Origin of the sequence: Amycolatopsis sp. NPDC058278 (assembly GCF_042881395.1) — a bacterium.
Taxonomy (GTDB): Bacteria; Actinomycetota; Actinomycetes; order Mycobacteriales; family Pseudonocardiaceae; genus Amycolatopsis.
The window spans coordinates 67,723-86,667 of the sequence record NZ_JBHVXZ010000031.1 but is presented as its reverse complement, the minus strand read 5'-3'; the positions used below and the strand labels follow the sequence as shown (position 1 = coordinate 86,667).

The 18,945-nt window shown below is 73.4% G+C and carries 14 protein-coding genes; 5 read left to right on the top strand and 9 right to left on the bottom strand.

Features of this window, described 5'->3' with window-relative positions:
• The 3 genes from ACFVYA_RS18565 to ACFVYA_RS18555 form a co-directional block, all read left to right on the top strand.
• A partial coding sequence (locus tag ACFVYA_RS18565; protein WP_387046406.1) for a class F sortase occupies positions 1-706 on the top strand: 706 nt, incomplete at its 5' end.
• A gap of 102 nt (positions 707-808) precedes the next feature.
• On the top strand, positions 809-2,803 hold the full coding sequence (locus ACFVYA_RS18560) for an SDR family oxidoreductase (RefSeq protein ID WP_285986196.1): 1,995 nt from the start codon (positions 809-811) through the stop codon (positions 2,801-2,803).
• Positions 2,804-2,921: 118 nt separating this feature from the next.
• A complete protein-coding gene (locus ACFVYA_RS18555) occupies positions 2,922-4,076 on the top strand; it encodes a cell division protein DivIVA (protein ID WP_387046404.1) in 1,155 nt (384 codons plus the stop codon).
• Positions 4,077-4,133: 57 nt separating this feature from the next.
• Here ACFVYA_RS18555 and ACFVYA_RS18550 read toward each other — a convergent pair whose 3' ends face one another.
• Genes ACFVYA_RS18550 through ACFVYA_RS18535 form a run of 4 tightly spaced genes read right to left on the bottom strand, consistent with a single transcriptional unit; the run spans position 4,134 to position 6,643 of the window.
• Complete coding sequence (locus ACFVYA_RS18550; RefSeq protein ID WP_387046402.1) at positions 4,134-5,459, bottom strand: amidase family protein; 1,326 nt, start codon at positions 5,457-5,459, stop codon at positions 4,134-4,136.
• Positions 5,460-5,506: 47 nt separating this feature from the next.
• Entirely contained in the window at positions 5,507-6,109 is a 603-nt protein-coding gene (locus ACFVYA_RS18545; protein WP_387046400.1) for a LuxR C-terminal-related transcriptional regulator, read from the bottom strand.
• A 46-nt stretch (positions 6,110-6,155) separates the two neighbouring features.
• On the bottom strand, positions 6,156-6,401 hold the full coding sequence (locus ACFVYA_RS18540) for a WXG100 family type VII secretion target (protein WP_387046399.1): 246 nt from the start codon (positions 6,399-6,401) through the stop codon (positions 6,156-6,158).
• Positions 6,398-6,643, bottom strand: coding sequence for a WXG100 family type VII secretion target (locus ACFVYA_RS18535; RefSeq protein ID WP_387046397.1), 246 nt, complete (start codon positions 6,641-6,643; stop codon positions 6,398-6,400). The genes ACFVYA_RS18540 and ACFVYA_RS18535 overlap by 4 nt, the downstream gene beginning before the upstream one ends.
• Before the next feature lie 267 nt (positions 6,644-6,910).
• Here ACFVYA_RS18535 and ACFVYA_RS18530 point away from each other — a divergent pair, with 267 nt between their 5' ends.
• Entirely contained in the window at positions 6,911-10,144 is a 3,234-nt protein-coding gene (locus ACFVYA_RS18530) for a BTAD domain-containing putative transcriptional regulator (RefSeq protein ID WP_387046395.1), read from the top strand.
• A gap of 114 nt (positions 10,145-10,258) precedes the next feature.
• The gene (locus ACFVYA_RS18525; protein ID WP_387046393.1) at positions 10,259-13,888 is read left to right on the top strand and encodes a BTAD domain-containing putative transcriptional regulator; all 3,630 of its coding nucleotides are present in this window, start codon (positions 10,259-10,261) and stop codon (positions 13,886-13,888) included.
• Here the strand turns inward: ACFVYA_RS18525 and ACFVYA_RS18520 are convergent.
• Genes ACFVYA_RS18520 through ACFVYA_RS18500 form a run of 5 tightly spaced genes read right to left on the bottom strand, consistent with a single transcriptional unit; the run spans position 13,847 to position 18,818 of the window.
• Positions 13,847-15,244 carry a GH1 family beta-glucosidase gene (locus ACFVYA_RS18520; RefSeq protein ID WP_387046391.1) on the bottom strand — a complete coding sequence of 466 codons (1,398 nt, stop codon included), beginning with the start codon at positions 15,242-15,244 and terminating at the stop codon, positions 13,847-13,849. The genes ACFVYA_RS18525 and ACFVYA_RS18520 overlap by 42 nt on opposite strands.
• Positions 15,241-16,065, bottom strand: a complete 825-nt coding sequence (locus tag ACFVYA_RS18515) for a carbohydrate ABC transporter permease (protein WP_387046389.1) — start codon at positions 16,063-16,065, stop codon at positions 15,241-15,243. Before ACFVYA_RS18515 ends, ACFVYA_RS18520 begins: the two co-directional genes overlap by 4 nt.
• Entirely contained in the window at positions 16,062-16,967 is a 906-nt protein-coding gene (locus ACFVYA_RS18510; protein WP_387046387.1) for a carbohydrate ABC transporter permease, read from the bottom strand. Before ACFVYA_RS18510 ends, ACFVYA_RS18515 begins: the two co-directional genes overlap by 4 nt.
• Positions 16,968-16,973: 6 nt before the next feature.
• Positions 16,974-18,230, bottom strand: a complete 1,257-nt coding sequence (locus ACFVYA_RS18505) for an ABC transporter substrate-binding protein (RefSeq protein ID WP_285986207.1) — start codon at positions 18,228-18,230, stop codon at positions 16,974-16,976.
• 9 nt (positions 18,231-18,239) lie between these two features.
• The gene (locus ACFVYA_RS18500) at positions 18,240-18,818 is read right to left on the bottom strand and encodes a LuxR C-terminal-related transcriptional regulator (protein WP_285986208.1); all 579 of its coding nucleotides are present in this window, start codon (positions 18,816-18,818) and stop codon (positions 18,240-18,242) included.
• Between the last annotated feature and the right edge of the window lie 127 nt (positions 18,819-18,945).

Sequence of the window (18,945 nt, the reverse complement as noted above, 5' to 3'; positions counted from 1 at the left end):
CCGCAACCCCGGCCGGGGACGGCCCCTCACCGGCTTAGGTCTCGGGGCGGAGACGGTGCTCGCCGTGCAGTTGGTCTGCACCCGGGTCGCCGCGGCGCCCGTGGCCGTCGTGTTCTGCACCGCGCTGCCCGCCGCGGGCGCGGCGGGAGCCGCGGCCGCGGCGCCGTCCCCATCCCCGACGGCCTCCGCGCCCGCGACTCCGGCCGCGCCGGCCGCACAGACACCGCAGACGTCGTCGTCACCGGCGCCACCGCCGTCCCCGCCGCCGCAGCGGCCGGGCACCGTGCGGCTGCCCGGCGGCGGGACGGCGACGCTGGTGCGCCAGAACCTCGGCCCCGGCGGGGAGCTGCCGGTGCCCGCGGACCTCGGGCAGGCGGCCTGGTGGGGTGCGTCACTCGACGCGGCGGGCGGGGCGAGCGTGTTCGCCGGCCACGTGAACTGGCGGGGCGCGACCGGGCCGTTCGCCGAGCTGTGGACCGCCCGGATCGGCACCGAAGTGACCATTGTGGACAGTGCGGGCAAGACGTGGCGGTACCGGATCTCGCAGCTGGTCACCGTGCACAAGAACGATCTGCCGGCGCGCGCCGACTACCTGTTCGGCCCGTCCGGCCCGCACCGCGTGGTGCTGGTGACGTGCGGCGGCCGCTGGGTCGGCGGATCGGACGGCTACGAGGAGAACCGCGTCGTCATCGCGGACCCAGCCTAAGTTACTCGTGGGTAACATCACGTTTCGAAACGGTGGTCGTGCGCGTCGCCATGCAGCAGAATGCCCAGGGTCAGGGCTGTGGCGGCGAGAGGTGTGAAGACAATGGCGACGTTCTTGGTGACCGGCGCGACCGGACTGATCGGGCGTCACTTCACCCGGCTGCTGCTCTCCCGCCCCGACGACGACCGCGTCGCGCTCGTCGTGCGCGCGTCCTCGCGGGCCAAGCTGGCCGCGCTGGTCGACCAGTGGCCGCACTCCGACCGCGTCACGCTGATCACCGGCGACCTCGGCGAGCCGCTGCTCGGCGTGTCCGAAGCCGACCGCGCCGAGCTGCGCGGGAGCGTCGACCACATCGTCCACCTCGCCGCGCTCTACGACCTCACCGCCGACGACGAAGCCAGCATCAAGGCCAATGTGGACGGCACGCGGGCCGTCGTCGACCTCGCCGCGGACCTGCGCGCCGGCTGCCTGCACCACGTGTCGTCGGTCGCCGTCGCGGGCGACCACGAAGGCGTCTTCACCGAGGAGATGTTCGACGCCGGGCAGCGGCTGGTCACGCCGTACCACCGGACCAAGTTCGAAGCCGAGAAGATCGTCCGCGAGCAGGACGAGGTGCCGTGGCGGGTGTACCGGCCCGCCGTCGTCGTCGGGCACTCCGAGACCGGCGAAATGGACAAGATCGACGGTCCGTACTACCTCTTCCCGGCGATCAACCGCCTCTCCGGGCTGCCCGACGTGCTCCCGATCGTCGGGCCCGACCTCGGCGACACCAACATCGTGCCGGTCGACTACGTCGCCAAGGCGCTGCTGGAGCTGGTGGTCAAGCCCGGTCTCGACGGGCACGCCTTCCACCTGGTCAACCCCGAGCCGCAGCCGGTCGTTTCGGTCTACAACGCCTTCGCGCGGGCCGCGGGCGCGCCGACGATCACCGTGCAGCTGGGCGAAGGGATCTCGAAGCGGATCGTCGGGCTCGTCAAGCTGACCGAGCACATCCCCGGCGTCACCATCGCCCGCGACGCCGTGATGGAGCGGTTCGGCATCCCGCCGGTGCTGCTGGACACGATGGCGTTCCCGTCGGTGTTCTCCTCGGCCGAGACGCGCAAGGCGCTGGCCGGCACCGTGGAGGTCCCGCGGCTGGAGGAGTACGCGCCGACGCTGTGGCGCTACTGGCGCGAGCACCTCGACCCCTTCCGCGCGCGCAAGCACGGCCCCCGCGGCGAGCTCGACGGCCGCCGCGTGATCATCACCGGCGCGTCCTCGGGCATCGGCCGCGCGACCGCGTTGAAGGTGGCGGCCGCCGGCGGTGTCCCGCTGCTCGTCGCGCGCCGCCAGCACGAGCTGGAAGAGGTCCGCGACGAGATCGTCGCCGCCGGCGGCACGGCGTCGGTGTACCCGGCCGACCTGACCGACGAGGACTCGGTGCGCAAGGCCGTCGACGCGATGCTGGCCGAGCACGGCCGGATCGACATGCTGGTGAACAACGCCGGCCGCTCGATCCGCCGGTCGATCAAGCTGTCCTACGACCGGATGCACGACTACGAGCGCGCCATGGCCATCAACTACTTCGGCGCGGTCCGGCTGATCCTCGCGGTGCTGCCGCACATGTCGGAGCGGAAGTTCGGGCACATCGTGAACGTCTCGTCGATCGGCGTGCAGGGCATCGCGCCGCGCTTCTCGGCGTACGCGGCGTCGAAGGCGGCGCTGGACTACTTCTCGCGGATCGCGGCGACCGAGACGCACGGCGACGGGATCACGTTCACCACCATCCACATGCCGCTGGTGCGCACGCCGATGATCCGCCCGACGAAGATCTACGACGCGTTCCCGACGAAGTCGCCGGAACAGGCCGCGGACATGGTGATGACGGCGCTCGTCGAGCGGCCCAAGCACATCGGCACCCCGGCCGGGCAGGCGATCGGGCTGGCCTACACGCTCACGCCGGGGCTCACCGACGCGATCGCGTACCAGGGTTTCCGGATCTTCCCGGATTCGACCGCGGCGGGCGGTTCGGGCGAACTCAAGATCGGACGTGGCGAGAAACACCTCTCGCGCGCGGCGATGGCGCTGGCCCGGCTTTCGCGCGGTTTCCACTGGTGACTTCCACTGGTGACACTGCGTTTCCGGGGTGAGGCCGTTCCGGCGACACGGCGACACGTGTTGGTGATTCGTCAAGCCGGAAGGCGGAGGCGGCGGGTGCCCGGGTACGGTCGGGCCCATGGTTCCTGAGCGCGACCCCGCCGCAACCGCCCTCAACGGCCTCCTTCCCCTCCGTCGTGAATACACCCAGGCCTGGCACGGCTTCGACCGCAACGAGGTCCGGCAGTACCTCGACCACATCGAGGCCCAGCTGCGCCGGGTGCTCAGCGAACGCGACGCCGCGGCGGCGCAGGCCGCCGCCGCGACCCGCGAGGTCGAGTCCGTCCGGCAGCAGGTCGCGGTGCTGGAAGCCCGCGTCGAGGAGCTTAAGAAGCCGCCGGAGCGGCTCGAGGACCTCGACGAGCGGATGCAGCGCACGGTGACGCTCGCGCAGGCGCGCGCCGACGAGATCATCAAGCGCGCCGAGGTGGCCGCGGAGAAGACGTGGGCCTCCTCGACGGAGGCGTCGACGAAGCTGCGCGAGCGCTACACGAGGCTGGTCGAGGAGCTGGACAAGCAGGCCGACCTGCTGCACACGGAGCACGAGAGCGCGCTGGCGGAGACGCGCGCCGAGGTCCAGCGGCTGACGGTCGAGGCGGCCCAGCGGCGCGAGCTGCTGGACAACGAGGCCGAGCGGAAGCGCCGGAAGCTCGAGCGCGAGTTCGAGGCGTCCCAGGCGGCCCAGAAGGCGGCGCTGGAGAAGCACGTCGCCGACCAGCGCACGGCGAGCAAGAACCAGGCGGAGCGCCGGCTCGCGGAAGCGACGGCGGAGGCGAAGCGACGGCTCGACGAAGCGACCGCCGAGGCCAAGCGGCGGCTCGACGAGGCGACCACGCAGGCGGCCCAGCGGACGACGGTGGCGAACCGGAAGGTCGAGCGGCTGGCGGAGATCCGCGAGCAGGCGCGCAAGAGCCTGGCGATGGCGGAGGACATCCTGAACCGGAGCGAGACGCAGCTGGCGACGCTGCCGGAGGAAGCGGTGATCCCGCAGGCGTCAAGGCTGGTCGGTGGCGACTCGGAGTCGGCGACCACACCGGCGGCGCCGGTCGTTCCGGTGGTGCAGCCGGCCGTTCCGAAGTCGGCGGCGCCGAAGCCGGCCCCCAAGCCGGCCGCGGTCCCGAAGCCGGCACCGCAGGCGGCCAAGCCGGCGAACTCGAACGGCCCGGCGACCAAGCCGGCGAACGGCAACGGCGCGAAGCCGCTCTCGCCGACGGGCAGCAAGCCGGGCTCCTGAGCTTTCCCAGGTCGTGGTGGCCGCATTCGGAGACCGAGGGTCTTCGAATGCGGCTTTTCAGTTGCGCGCTGTCCGGGACCAGGGGTTCGCCACTTCCAGCTGGGCCGCCAAGCCCAGCAGCAGCGACTCCCCTCCCGGCCGCGCCACCAGCTGCACCGAAGTCGGCAGGCCCGGCACCGCCGACCGGCCCGCCGGGACCGTGATCGCCGGGTAGCCCGCGAAGTTCCACTGGCCCGTGAAACCCGCCAACCGCGTCGACGGCAGCACGTTCGCCAGCCAGCCGCGCTCGTGCCAGCGTCCCGCCTTCACCGGCCAGTGCGACAGCGTCGGCGTCAGCAGCACCTCGTGCGACGCGAAGAACTCCTCCGCCCGGGAAACCCATCGGTCACGCGTGCCGTCCCGGAGGAGTCCCGCCCGCTCGACCAGCCGGCCCGCGCGGATGTGGGCCCGGGTCCGGCGCTGCAACCGCGCCACGTCGAAGGCGCGCGCCTGGACCGCCGGACCCGCGAGCCAGCGGGCCGTCATGCCCAGGACCATCGTCGCCGGGTAGCGCGGTGCCGCCGGGGCGATCGCGTGACCGGCCGCCGCCAGGTGGCCCGCCGCCGTCGAGACCGCCGCCACCAGCTCCTTCGGGACCGGGGTGCGCAGCAGCGGCACCGTCGTCGACACGCCGATGCGGACCGGAGACGGCGAAGGCACCGAAGCCAGCTCGGGAGCGGAAGCCAGCACCGAAAGCAGCAACGCCGTGTCGGCGACCGTCGTGGCCAGGGGGCCGTGCACCGACATGCCGAACCAGCCGCCCTCGGCCAGCAGGTCCGCGCCCGGCTTCAACCCCACCAGGCCGCACATCGCCGCCGGGAGGCGGACCGAGCCCATGCCGTCCGTACCGTGGGCCAGCGGGACCAGGCCGGCCGCCACCGCCGCCGCGCTGCCGCCCGACGATCCGCCCGCGGCGTACGTCGGGTCCCAGGGGTTGCGGGCGATGCCGTCCGGGGTGTCGCTCATCGGCCAGATGCACAGCTCCGGCACCCGCGTCAGCCCCACGATCACCGCGCCCGCCGCGCGCAGCCGCGCCACGATCACGCCGTCCGCGCCGGCCCGCGCGGACGATCCCGCCGGCGAGCCGTGCGACGCGTACTCGCCGGCCACCTCCGTGACGTCTTTGACGGCGACCGGCACCCCGGCCAGCGGCAGCGACGCGAGATCGGGCCGCGCGGCGACCTCCGCGGCTTCCTTCAGTGCCTCCTCCGCGCGTACCCGCCGGAAGGCGCCGATGACGCCGTCCGCCGCGGCGATGCGGTCGAGGGTCTCCTCGGTGACCCGCACCGGATCGAGCTTCCCAGCCCGGACGGAGGCCGCGATCTCCACTGCCGTGAGCGCCATGATCGGGACACTAGCCCCGAAAAGGTGACAGTGGCAAAGAGAACGTCTCAGATGGCGCCGGCTCGCAGGGCGTAGGCGACGGCGTGGGCGCGGTTGTTCAGGCCGCAGCGCGTCATCAGGCCGTAGAGGACGTTCTTCACGGTCCGCTCCGAGTAGCACAGCTTCGCGGCGATCTCCTCGGTGCCGAACCCCTCGGCGACCAGCCGCAGCACATCGCACTCGCGGGCCGCGAGCCCCGACAGCGTCAGCCCGTTCGGCTCCAGGACGTCCTTGCGCATCCGCTGCACCTCCGCGAGCAGCGCGCCCTGCAGCCGCGGCGGCAGGTTGGCCGTGCCGTCGCCCGCGGCGAGCACCGCCGTGACCAGCTCGGCGCCGCCCGTCTCGCGGCGCGGCAGGATCGCCACCACGCCGCATTCCAGCGCCGCCATCAAGTCGCTTTCGCGGAAGTGCTCGACGACCAGCACGACGTGGGACGCCTTGGCCGCCCGGATCTCGCCGAGCACGGTCTCGGTGACGTGGTCCTCCATCACCAGCAGCACGTCCGGCACGAGGTCGGTCAGCCGGACGTCGGGATGGTTGTCCAGCAGGCTCACCGCGCCGGCGTGCGTGATCGGGTCCGAGGCGAGGACGCTCACTTCGACGGGCTTCATGGGGGCAGTGTGGACGGCGTGTCTTCACGCCTTCCCTATTCCGTCTTCACGCGCGTGAAGACAGCTCCCCGAACGCCGCCCGCGCCCGCTCGAGGCACCCGGGCATCCGCTCGGCCGCGCGGGCCCAGTCGCGCTGGGCGCGCCAGTACTCCTCCCGCGCCTCCGGAGTCCAGCCGGCCAGCTCCGGCTCGACCCGGGCCTCCAGGTCGGCCAGCAGCTCGCCGAGCTCCCCGGTGATCGCGCCCATCCGGTCCAGCACCAGATCGGCGAAGCTGAAGTCGAGCCGCGTCACGGCAGGCGCGGCCGCGGCATCGGGCCGCCGGTCGCCTCCAGCAGCTCCGCCAGCCGCGACAGGATCACGTCGAACTCCTGCTCCCAGTCGCTCATCGCCTGGCCGAACCGCACCGATGCCTCACCGCGCCAGGACGCCTGCACCATCGCCATCTCACTGTTGACGTCGCGCAGGCGGGAACGGGCGCCTTCGAGGGCGGACGCGAAGCAGGCGGCGGCCCGCTGCATGTCTTCGGTCGGCATCCGCGCTCCTCTCCGGCTCCCCGAGCGTGGCGCACGCGGGGGCGGCGCGGAACCCCACCCGGGTGCCGTTGCCCGAATGTCCGCCATCCTTGCCTGCCGGTTCACGGCGTCCGCGTATGCTCACGGCAGGCATCCGGCGCGTGACGATTCGTCGCGCACGAAGGGAGACCGATGTCGGCCGCGGACGGCTCCGCACTGCCTCCCTCTGGGGCCGAGCCCCAGACCCCGGCCGGGGGGCGAGCCCCCCTGGACCCCCCAACCGCGCCATTGCGACTCCAGCTGCTGGGCCCCCTGAAGGCCTGGCAGGGCGACACGGAGCTCGACCTCGGCTCCGCGCACCGCCGTACGGTCCTCGCCGCACTGGCGATGTACCCGAACCGCACGGTTTCGCGCGAGGAGCTGATCGACGCCGTCTGGGGCGAGGCGCCGCCGCAGAGCGCGCAGGGCTCCATCTACACCTACGTCTCCGGGCTGCGGCGCGCGCTCGAACCCGGCCGGGTCAAGGGCGAGGGCCCGCAGCTGCTCGCGTCGATCGGTTCCGGCTATTCGCTGCGCCTCGACGCCGAAGCGATCGACGTCCACCGGTTCGAAGCCCTGCGCGAGCAGGCGCAGCGCCGGCACGCGGCGGGCGATCTCCGCGGTGCGCGCGAGGCCTTCGACGAAGCTTTGGGGCTCTGGCAGGGCGTTCCGCTGTCCGGCCTGCCCGGGCCGTTCGCCGCCGCCCAGCGCGCCCGGCTCACCGAGGTGCGGCTCGCGACCACCGAGCGGCGCGCCGAGGTCGTGCTGGAATCGGGCGGGCACACCGAACTCGTCGCCGAACTGACCGCACTGACCCGCGAACACCCGTTCCGCGAGACGTTGCGCGGACTGCTCATGCGAGCCCTGGTCCGGGCCGGACGGCGGACCGAGGCGATCGCGGTCTACGCCGACATCCGCGACCGGCTCGTCGAGTCGTCGGGCACCGAACCCGGGCCGGCCCTGCGGCGGCTGCACGACGAACTGCTGGAGAAACCCGCCGCAGCCCCGGAACCGAAGCCCCCGCCGCCGCGACCCGCGCGGGTGCCGGCCGCGGCGCTGCCGGAGCGGGCGGAGATCTTCGTCGGCCGGGAGGCCGAACTCGACCGGCTGCACGAAGCCGTCGCCGGCCTCGGTGCCGGGGTGGGGCGCTCGGTGTGGCTGGAAGGCGAGCCGGGCAGCGGCCGGACCGCACTGCTCGCCGAAGTCCTCGACGCGGCGCGCGATTTTCAGCCGGCCTTCGCCGCCGCGGACGCGCTGGACCAGCGGTTCTCCCTGCGGCCGCTGCTCGACGCGCTCGGCGTGCACCCGCGCGCCACCGACGAGCGCCGCGCCGCACTGGCCGGGCGGCTCGCCGGGCAGTCCGGCGAGGATCCCGTCGACGACGTGCTCGGGCTGGTCCGCGAGCTGTGCGCGGAGGCACCGCTCGTGCTCGTGGTCGACGACCTGCAGTGGGCCGACGACACCACGCTGCGCGTCTGGCGCTACCTGAGCCGGGAGACGCGGCAGCTGCCGCTGCTGCTCGTCGGCGCCTGCCGTCCGGTGCCACGGCCGGCCGCGCTGGACGACCTGCGGGCTGAGCTTGACAACGATGACATCACCGTCCTGGTCCTGCCGCCGCTGGCCGAGGACGCCACGCGCGAGCTGGCCACCGAGCTGGCCGGCGCGCCACCCGGGCCCGGGCTGCAGCTGCTCGTCTCCTACGCGGCCGGGAACCCGCGCTACGTCCGGGAAATCGTCGAGACGCTGCTCGCCCAGTCGATGATCGTGCTCGACGGCGTCCACGCGCACCTGGACGGCAATTCGTGCCAGACGATCCCGCCGCCGCTGGGCTCGCGGATCACGCTGTACCTGAGCTTCCTCTCCAGCGGGGCCCGCGACACCCTGCGCTGGGCCGCGCTGCTGGGGCACGAGTTCTCGCTGGCGGACATCGCCGTCGCCACCGAGCGGCCGCCGACGGCGCTGGTCGGCGCGGTCGACGAGGCGATCACGTCCGGGGTGCTCGTCGAATCGGGCGACCGGCTGGCCTTCCGGCACCCGCTGGTGCGCCGGGTGCTCTACGAAAAGACGCCCGCCGCGATGCGGGTCGCGCTGCACCGGCAGCTGGCCGAGGCCTTCGCCGCCGCGGGCGCGCCCGCCGAACGCGTCGCCGAGCAGCTCGCCGCCGCACCCGCGCAGGTGGACCCGTGGGTCACCGGGTGGCTGCTGGAGCACATCGGGACGGTCGCCACCGAGACCCCGCGGGTCGCGGTCGACCTGCTGCGCCACGCCGTCACCCAGGGCACGCTGCCGCCGGACGCGCGGGAGACGCTGACCGCGACCCTGGCCCGGCTGCTGTTCTGGCTCGGCCGGGAGCCCGAAGCCGAGGCCCGCTCGGTCGTCGCGCGGACGTCCGACAGCAGGCGCGCGGCCGAAATGCGCTGGATCCTGGCCTACGTCTACTACCGCCGCGGCGACTTCTCCGAGGCGACCGCCGAGCTGAAGCGCACCCTCGACGACACCGACGTCCCGGAGATGTGGCGCGGCCGGCACGAGGCGCTGCTGGCCACGCTGGAGAAACTCGGCGAAGAGACGGCGCTGGCACCGGCCGGGCTGCATCCGCTGGACGACGCGGCACTCGCCGTGCCGAACCTCGACAGCCTCGACGACGCCGCCGAGCCGCTCGACGCCGCCCGCCGGATCGCCGCGACCCGTGCGGTGCCGGGCGAGATGCACCTGGCCGGCGCGGTGCACTACTACTGGCTGGGCCGCTGGCCGGCGGCGCTGGCCGAGCTGGACGCGGTGATCCGCGACGGCGCCGAGACGGCGTCCTACGTCCTGCGCAGCCCGGGCTCGGCCCTGCTGGTCCACGGCGTCGGCGCGCTGATCGCCGGGCACCGCGGCGAACCGGGTCAGGCGCGCACGCACCTGGACGCGGCCGACCGCCGGCAGTGGCCACCGGGCCTGGAGCCGGACGGCGGAGACTTCCTGCTCGCGGCACGCGCCCTGCTGGCGGAGCAGGAGGGCCGGCCGGAGGCGGCCCTGGCGGCGCTGCTGCCGCTGCTGGAGGACGACCACCCGCCGGCGGCCCGCTACCAGTGGCTCCCCGATTTGGTGCGGCTCGCCTTGTCGCTCGGCGACCGGCCGCGGGTGCAAGAGGCGGTGCGCCTGCTCGAGCCCGACGGGGAGGTCCCACCCGCCCACGCGGCGGCGGCCGCGCACGGCCGCGGCCTGGCGACCGGCGATCCCGGGCCGGTCCTCACGGCGGCCGGGCACTACCGCGCGGCCGGCCGGCTCCTCAAGCACGCGAAAGCCAACGAGGACGCGGCGATCCTGCTGGCGGAGTCGGGCGAGCTGACGGCGGCGCGTACGACGTTTCGGGCCGCCTTGACGGCGTACACCGAGATGGGCGCGGCGTGGGACGTGCGGCGCGCGGAGGCCCGGATGGGCCCGTTCGGCATCCGCCGGGCCCCCGCGGCGAGGCCGCGGGCCGTCGCGGGCGAGTGACCGCGCAACCTCGGGAGGGGTTGCCGCGTCGGTAAGATCACCGGAGTAGCCGGTACCGAGATGTCCCTGGGGGAAGGGGTCTGGGGCGCAAGTCCCAGAGGGGACGGCAACGACATGCCAGGGGATGCGGACACCGGCCTGCGGGTGGGCGTGCTCGGCCCGCTGCGGGCCTGGCGCGGGGCCGCCGAGATCGGCCTCGGCCCCGCCCGTCAGCGCGCCATCTTCGCGGTGCTCGCGGTCAATGCCGGCCGGCCGGTTCCGCGGGCCGAACTGATCGCCGGGGTGTGGGGCGATTCCGCACCCGCGAGCGTCGAAGGCAGCGTCCACACCTACGTCTCCGGGCTCCGCCGGGCCCTCGAACCGGACCGGTCGCGCTGGTCGGCGGCCAGCGTCCTCGTCTCCGATCCCGCCGGTTACTCCCTGGTCCTCGGCGAAGACGCGCTCGACGCGGCCCTGTTCGAACGGCACCGCGCACGCGCGCAGCGGCACCTCGAGCAGGGTGATCCGCGGGCCGCCGTCACCGAACTGGACGAGGCTCTCGCGCTCTGGCAGGGCGAGGCCCTTTCCGGGGTCCCCGGCGGGTTCGCCGAGCGGCACCGCGAATACCTCGCCGAACTCCGGCTGAACACGCTCGAACGGCGCGCCGAAGCCGTGCTCGCCCTCGGCGGGCACCTCGACCTCGCGCCGGAGCTGGCCGTGCTGGCCGGCGAACACCCCCTGCGGGAGTCGCTGCGGGAATCGCTCATGCTCGCCCTCTACCGCAGCGGACGGCCCGCCGATGCGCTCGACGTCTTCCGCGACGCCCGCGCCACGCTCGTCGCGGAACTCGGCGTCGAACCCGGGGCCGCCCTGCAGCGGCTCCAGCGGCAGATCCTCGCCCAGGACCCGGCCCTCGACGCGCCCGCGGCGCCGGTCGTGATCAGCGGGCACCGGCTGTTCGGCCGGGAAACCGAGACCGCGCGGCTCGCCGAGCTCGTCGCCGATGTCCGGGCCGGGCGCGGCCGGGCCGTCTGGATCGAAGGGGACGCGGGGATCGGCAAGTCCGAGCTGCTCGCCAGCTCGCTGCCGGACGGCCCCGGCTTCCAGCGGCTCTGGGCGGCCGCCGACGAGCTGAGCACCCGCTTTCCGCTGCAGGTCGTGCTGGAGTGCCTGGCGATCGACGCGCACTCGCCGGACCCGCGGCGCGCACGGGTGGCGAAAGAGCTCGCGGGCGAGGGCCCGGCGCGGCGCAGCTGGGGGCCGGCCGACCCGGTGCTCGGCGCCGTCGACCGGCTGCTGGCGCTGGTCGACGAGCTGTGCGCGGAGTCGCCGCAGGTCCTGGTGCTCGACGACCTGCAGTGGGCCGACGAAGCTTCCGTGCTGGTCTGGCACCGGCTCTGCGCCGCGACCCGGCAGCTGCCGCTGCTGCTGGTGGCCGCCACTCGCCCGGCACCGGACCGCGCCGAACTCGCCCAGTTGCGCCGCGGCGTCCAGGCCCGGGACGGGGTCGTCCTCGACCTCGGGCCGCTGACCGGCGAAGACGTCGGCAGGCTGATCGAGGACCAGCTCGGGGCGCCACCCGGGCCGGGCCTGCGCGAGCTGGCCGCCCGTGGTGCGGGAAACCCCTTGTACGTCAAGGAAATGGTCGACGTCCTGCGCCGGGCGGGCGCGGTGGCGGTGAGCGACGGCCAGGCCGACGTCGACGACCCGGCGGAGTTCGAGGCCCCGCGGTCGCTGGTCGCCGCGGTCGATCGGCGGCTGGACTTCCTGACCGCGCGGACACAGGAAGTCCTGCGCTGGGGCGCGCTCCTGGGCATGGAATTCGCCGTCGGCGACGTCGCCGCGGTGCTGGGCACCCGGCCGTCCGACCTGCTGGCGCCGCTGGAAGAAGCCGTCGCGGCGAACGTCCTGATCGACACCGGGACGCAGCTGGCGTTCCGGCACCCCCTGCTGCGCCAGGCGCTGTACGACCGGCTGCTGGCCGGGACGCGGGCGGCGCTGCACCGGCAGGCCGCCGAGGCCCTCGCCGGCATCGGCGCGCCGGTGAAGCGCGTCGCCGAGCAGCTGGTGGCGGCACCGGCCGCGGTGGACGAATGGGTGCTGGACTGGCTCGCCGCGCACCACGCGATCGTCTCGACCAGGGCCCCGCTGATCGCCGTCGAGCTGCTGGAACGCGCGCTGGCCGCGTGCTCCGCCACCGATCCGCGCCGGGAGACGCTGCTGGTCGCGCTGGTCAAGGTGCTGTTCCGGCTGGAACGCAACCCGGAAGCACTGGCACGGCAAGCACTCGACGTCGCCACCGAGCCGGAGGCCGTCGAGGAGATGCGGCACGTGCTCGCGGCGATGCGGCACCGCCGCGGCGACACCGAAGGCGCCGTCGCGACGCTCGCCGCGTGGGTCGACGACCCGGCCGTGCCGGAGCTCTGGCGGGTCAAGCACCGGCAGCTGCTGGCCAACTTCCGGCGCGGCAGCCTGTCCGATTTGGACGCCGCGGAGCAGACGGCGCACGAGACGAAAGCGCTCGCCGGCGGCGACCGCTACCTGACCGCGCACGCGCTGCAGTCGTTGTGGCTGGTCGATTCGGTGCGCCGCGAGCACGACCGCGCGCTCACCCACATCGACGCGGCGATCGAGGCCGTCGGCGACGAGCACGAGCTCGCCGACCTGCACCTCGACCTGCTCGACAACCGCGTGTTCACGCTGCAGAACCTCGACCGCCTTGCCGAAGCGGGCGACGCCCTGCGTGCGGCCGGCGAAGTCGCCGCGCGGCACGCGCTGCCGGTCGGGCTGCAGGTGTCCGCCGCGGTGCACCGGTACTGGGAAGGCCGCTGGGACGAGGCGCTGGTCGAACTGGACACGGTCATCGAGGACGGCCCGGCGATCACGTTCTACGGCCTGCGCGAGCCGGGTCCGGCGGCACTGCTGCTGCACGGCGTCGCGGCGCTGATCGCCGGCCGCCGGGACGACCGGGCCCAGGCCGCGGCCCACCTCGACGCGGCGGAGGAGTACGCCCCGGCGACCGGCGCCGAGCGCGAAAGCTTCGACTTCCTGCTGGTCGCCGACGCACTGGCGGCCGAGCAGCGCGGCGACCGGGTCCGCGCGCTGTCCGTCCTCGAGCCGATCCTGAACCCGACGTACGCGGCGATGATGCTGCGGCACCAGTGGCTGCCGGCGTTCGTGCGGCTGGCGATGGAGCAGGACGACGTCGGCCGCGCCCGCCGGGCGTTGGCGGTGTGCGCCGAGGAAGCGGCGAAGGAGCGACGTCCGGCGCGGGCGCACGCGGCGGCGTCGTGGTGCCGCGGGCTGATCGAGGAGGACCCGGCACCGGTGCTGGCCACGGCCGAGCACTTCCGCGCGGTCGGCCGCCGCCCGGAGCTCGCCTCGGCGCTGGAGGACGCGGCCGTGCTGCTGGCCCGCGCGGGCCGCCTCGACGCGGCGCACGCGGCGTTCGAGGAGGCGGCCGAGCTGTACACGGCGTTGGCGGCGCGCTGGGACCTGCGGCGCGCGGAGACCCGGCTGCGCCGCCTCGGCGTCCGCCGGGGCGCGCTGTTCTCCCCGATCCGGCCCGGCCACGGCTGGGAGTCGCTGACGCCGATCGAGGTCCGCATCGCCGGCCTCGTCGCGGAGGGCCGGTCCAACCCGGACATCGCGGCCGCGCTGTCCCTGCCGCGCCGGACGGTCCAGGCGCACGTGGCGCGGCTGCTGGGCAAGCTGGAGACGCCGTCACGCTCGGGTGTCGCCGACGCCTTCCGCCGGCGCACCTAGCGCGTTGGCCTTGGCGACCCGGCCGAGGAAGCGGCCCGATTCCTTGACCGTCCGCCGTTGCGTCTCGAAGTCGACGTGCACCAGGCCGAACCGTTGCGTGTAGCCCATCGCCCATTCGAAGTTGTCCAGGAGTGACCAGGCGAAGTAGCCGCGGACGTCGACACCGGCGCGAAGGGCGTCGTGGACCGCGCCGAGGTGCTCCATGAAGTAGTTCACCCGCGCCGCGTCGAACACCCGGCCGTCGACCACCCGGTCCACAAAGGACGCCCCGTTTTCGGCCACCACCAGCGGGAGCCCGCCGGACCGGGTGTCGATCCAGCGCAGCAGGCCGGTCAGGGCAGCCGGCGCCTGTTCCCAGCCGAAGGCCGTCAGCGGCGGCGGTGCGGGCAGGACGTCCAAGCCGCGCAACGCCGGCAGCGGGCAGTTGCCGGGCGCGTGCGGGTCGGCGAGCGGGGTGACGCGCGCCGGGGCGTAGTAGTTCACGCCCAGCCAGTCGATCGGGGCGGCGATGAGGCCGGTGTCACCGTCGCGGACGGCCGCGGCGAAGCGGCCGCCGTGGTGCTCGACGTCGGCCAGGACGTCCTCCGGGTAGCCCCGGCCCAGCACCGGGTCGAGGAAGAACCGGTTGTGGATGCCGTCGAACTTCCGGGCCGCTTCGAGGTGGGCCGGGGTGTCACCGTCCGGGATCGCCGGGGCGAAGTTCAGCGCCAGCGAGAACTTGTGGCCCGGCCGGGCCTGCGCGGTGAGTGCGCGCGTCGCCAGGCCGTGGCCGAGCAGCAGGTGGTGGGCCGCGACCAGCGCCGTGTCGTAGTCCTGGACACCGGGCGCGTGCACGCCGCTGCCGTAGCCGAGGAACGCCGCGCAGAACGGCTCGTTGACCGTCGTCCACTGGTGCACGCGGTCGCCGAGCGCGGCGTGCACGACCGCGGCGTAGTCGGCGAACCGCGCAGCCGTGTCACGCTCCGGCCAGCCGCCCGCGTCTTCGAGTGCCTGCGGCAGGTCCCAGTGGTAGAGCGTCACCACCGGCACGACGCCACGGCTCAGCAGTTCGTCGACCAGCCGGTCGTAGAAGGCGAGCCCGGCCGCCGACGTCGTCCGGCCGTCCGGCATCACCCGCGGCCACGCGACCGAGAACCGGTAGGCGTTCAGCCCCAGGTCGGCGAGCAGCCCGACGTCCTCGGGGTAGCGGTGGTAGTGGTCGCAGGCGACGGCGCCGGTCGCGCCGCCGAGCACCTTGCCTTCGGTGGCCGCGAAGGTGTCCCAGATGGACGGTCCGCGGCCGCCCTCGGACACCGCGCCCTCGACCTGGTAGGACGCGGTCGCCGCGCCCCACAGGAAGCCCGTCGGGAAGGTCATACCGGTGCCCCTTTCAGGATGCCCCGCACGATGTGGCGGCCCAGCAGCAGGAACAACGCGATGACCGGCACGACGGCCACGGTCGCGCCGGTGAGCATCAGCGCGTAGTCGGTGTAGTAGCCGCTGGCCAGCTGCGACAGCGCGACCTGCACGGTCGGCGTCTCGTTGGGGTCGAGGACCACCAGCGGCCAGAAGTAGTCGTTCCAGGTGGCCATGAACGTCAGCATCGCGAGCACCGCGGCCGGCGCGCGCAGGGCCGGCACGGCCACGTGCCAGTAGGTGCGCAGGATCGAACAGCCGTCGACGGTCGCGGCGTCGACGAGGTCCGCGGTGATCGCGTTCTCACACGCCTGGCGCATCCAGAACACGCTGAAGGCGCTGACCAGCGCGGGCACGATCACCGCTTCGAGCCGCCCGTACCAGCCGAGGTCGCCGACGACGAGGTACAGCGGGATGACCCCGAGCTGCGCCGGCACCATCGCCGAGCCGACGACCAGCAGGAACAGCGTGTTGCGGCCGCGGAACTGGAGCCGGGCGAAGGCGAACCCGGCGAGGCTCGCCAGCACGACGTTGGCCACCATGACGGTGCCCGAAACGATCAGCGAGTTCCCGATGGCCGCCCAGAAGTCGACGGTGTCGAACACGCGCCGCACGTTCCCGGCCAGGTTCCCGCCCGGCACCAGCAGCGGCGACGTCTCCCCGATCGCCGCGTTGTCGCGCGTGGCCACGACGAACGACCAGTACAGCGGGAAGACGGAGGCGCCGAGCACCCCGGTCAGCACCGCGTACACCCAGCCGCCCGGCCGGCGCCGTGCCGTCACGCCGACCTCACGAACCGGCGCACCAGCCGGTAGTTGACCAGCGCGAACAGCGCGCAGATCACGAACATCACCCAGGTCAGCGCGGCCGCGTAGCCGGCATCGAGGTGCGTGAACCCCTTTTCGTACAGGTACATGACCAGCGTCTGGAACTGGCGGTCGTTGCCACCGGTGCCGGCCGAGCCGCCGGCGTCGAACAGCTGCGGCTCGGCGAACAGCTGCAGGCCGTTGACCGTGCCGGCGATGGCGGTGAAGGCCAGCGCGGGCCGGATGCCCGGCACGGTGATCGACCAGAACGTCCGCCACCGCGAGGCGCCGTCGAGCTCGGCGGCCTCGTACAGGTCACCGGGGACGGCCTGCATCGCGGCCAGGTAGATCAGGGCGTTGTAGCCGGTCCAGCGCCAGAGGACCATGCTCGCCACGGCGAAGTGCGACGTCCAGGTCGTCGCCCGCCAGTTGACCGGCGCGACGCCGAACCAGCCGAGGACCTCGTTGACGACGCCGTAGTCGCGGCTGAACAGCTGCCCGAACACCAGCCCGACGGCGACGACGGACACGACGTTCGGCAGCAGCACCCCGGTGCGCCACCAGGTCGCGGCCCGCAGCGGCCGGTCGAGCAGCGCCGCGATGCCCAGGGCCAGCAGGAACTCCGGGACCGCGGCCAGCAGGAAGATGGAGACCGTGTTGGCCAGCGCGTTGTAGAAGTGCGGATCCGTGAGCAGGTCGCCGTAGTTGGCGACGCCGAAGGCGCCTTGGTCGCCTTCGAGCAGGTTCCAGTCGTGCAGCGAAACCCACGCCGTGTACAGCAGCGGGAAAGCACCGAAGACGACGAACAGGGCGAAGAAGGGCGCGACGAACAGCAGCGGCGTGACCTTGCGGTCCCAACGGGCGAGCCGGTGCTGCACGAGCGGCTACTTCAGGGCGGCTTGGGCCTGCTGGACGGCTTTCGCCCAGGCCTGGTCGACGGTGTCGGTCCGTTCCTCGATCCGCCCGAGGGCGCGGCCGAACTCCGGCCGGACGTCGGCATCGCGCAGGCCACGGTAGTTCGGGCGCAGCTGATCCGCCGAAGCGGCGAAGATCCGCCCGGTCGGCGCTTCACCGAAGTACGGGTCGGTGTGCGCGACGACCTGCGGATCCTCGTACACCGCGGGCTCGCTGGGCAGGATGCCGTCGGAGAGGAAGAGCTTCTTCTGCTGCTCCGGGGCGGTCAGCCAGCGGGCGAGCTCGTACGCCTCCTTCTGGTGCGCGCCCTGCTTCGGCACGGTCAGGAACGAACCGCCCTGGTTGCCGCTCTTGCCGGGCACGGTGGTGACGTCCCACTTGCCGCGGTTGGCGTCCCCGCCGGCTTCCTTGATCTGGCTGAGCATCCACGCGGGACAGGCGACGGTGGCGAAGGAACCCTGTTTGATCGCCACGTTCCACGCCTGGGTGAACGTGGTCGCCGCCGCGGTCTGCCCCTTCGCGGCGAGCCCGCCGGAGAGGAAGAAGGCGGTGCGCACGCTCGGGTTGCGGTCGGCGATGAAGGAATCGTCGCGCTGGGAGAAGTAGTTTTCCGGCGATTGGTTGAGCATCGCCGTGTAGACGGTCCCGGCGGAGTCGGCGAACTTCACATTCGGCGTCTTGGCGGTGAACCGCTCGGCGGTGGCGGCGTAGGCGTCCCAGTCGGGCATCAGCTTCGCGACCTCTTCGCGGTCGGTCGGCAGGTCCGCCGCCTGGAACAGATCGCGCCGGTAGCAGAGGGCGAGGCTGCCCATGTCCGTGCCGAGACCCAGCACGAAGGCGCCGTCGGTGCCCTGCGCCCACTTCCACGGCACCCACTGCTTTTCCAGCTCGCGGGCGCCGTAGCCGGCGAGGTCGGCGAACTTGTCCTTCGCCTTCCGGTACTGCGGCATGTACTGCTCTTCGATCGCGACGACGTCGGCGGCGCCGTGCCCGGTGGCGAGCTGCGTCGCGAGCCCCTTGTGGTGGGTGTCGAAGTCGGTGACGCGGTTCTGCACCGTGATGTCCGGGTGCAGCTTCTCGTACTCGGCGATCAGGGGCGCGTAGCCGAACTCACCGAAGGTGGCGATGGTGAGCTTCGTCTTCCCCCCGGCGTCACCCGGAGTGCAGGCGGCGAGCGGGATCAACGCGGCGACCACGATGGCGGTCCGGCGGGCGATCGTTCGCAACAGGCTTCCTCAGATCACACCGGCCCGCACGGCGTACGCGACCGCGTGCGGCCGGTTGCGCAGGTTGAGCCGGTTGGTCATGGCGTAGATGACGTTCTTCACGGTCCGCTCCGAGTAGCAGAGCTTGCCCGCGATCTCGGCAGTGTCCCAGCCTTCGGCCATCAGGCGAAGCACATCCACCTCGCGCGGCGTGAGTGCCGCCCCGCCGCCCGCGTTCGAAAGGGCCTCCACCTGCTCGCGCAGCGAAGACGAGCGCCCCCGCGCCGCGGCGAGCACGTTCGCGGTCAGCCGATCGAGCGCGGTCCGCGGCAGCACGGCGGAGACGTGGCAGTCGGCGAGCAGGCCGACGTGCGCGGGGTCGACGTGCCCGGCGACCAGCACGATCGCGGCCGGCGACTCGGCGGACGCGGCCCGCAGCGCGGCGACGGCCTCGCGGTCGACCTCCCCGACGGCGAACACCAGCACCGCCGCTTCACCCCGGCGGGCGCGCGGGAGGACCAGCAACTCCGGGCGGGACTTCAGGTGGTTGGTCAGCCCGGTCAGGGCGATCGGGTCGGACGCCCACGCCGCCACTCGCACCTGGTCCATCGAACCCTCCTCCGCCCACGACGAATCCTGACTCCGGCCAGTCTGCTGAGGACGCCTTCACGAATTCTCTAACGACGGTGGGGCCATTCTTCACGCCGTGAAGTTTGGCCGTCGACTACGGTCGTGG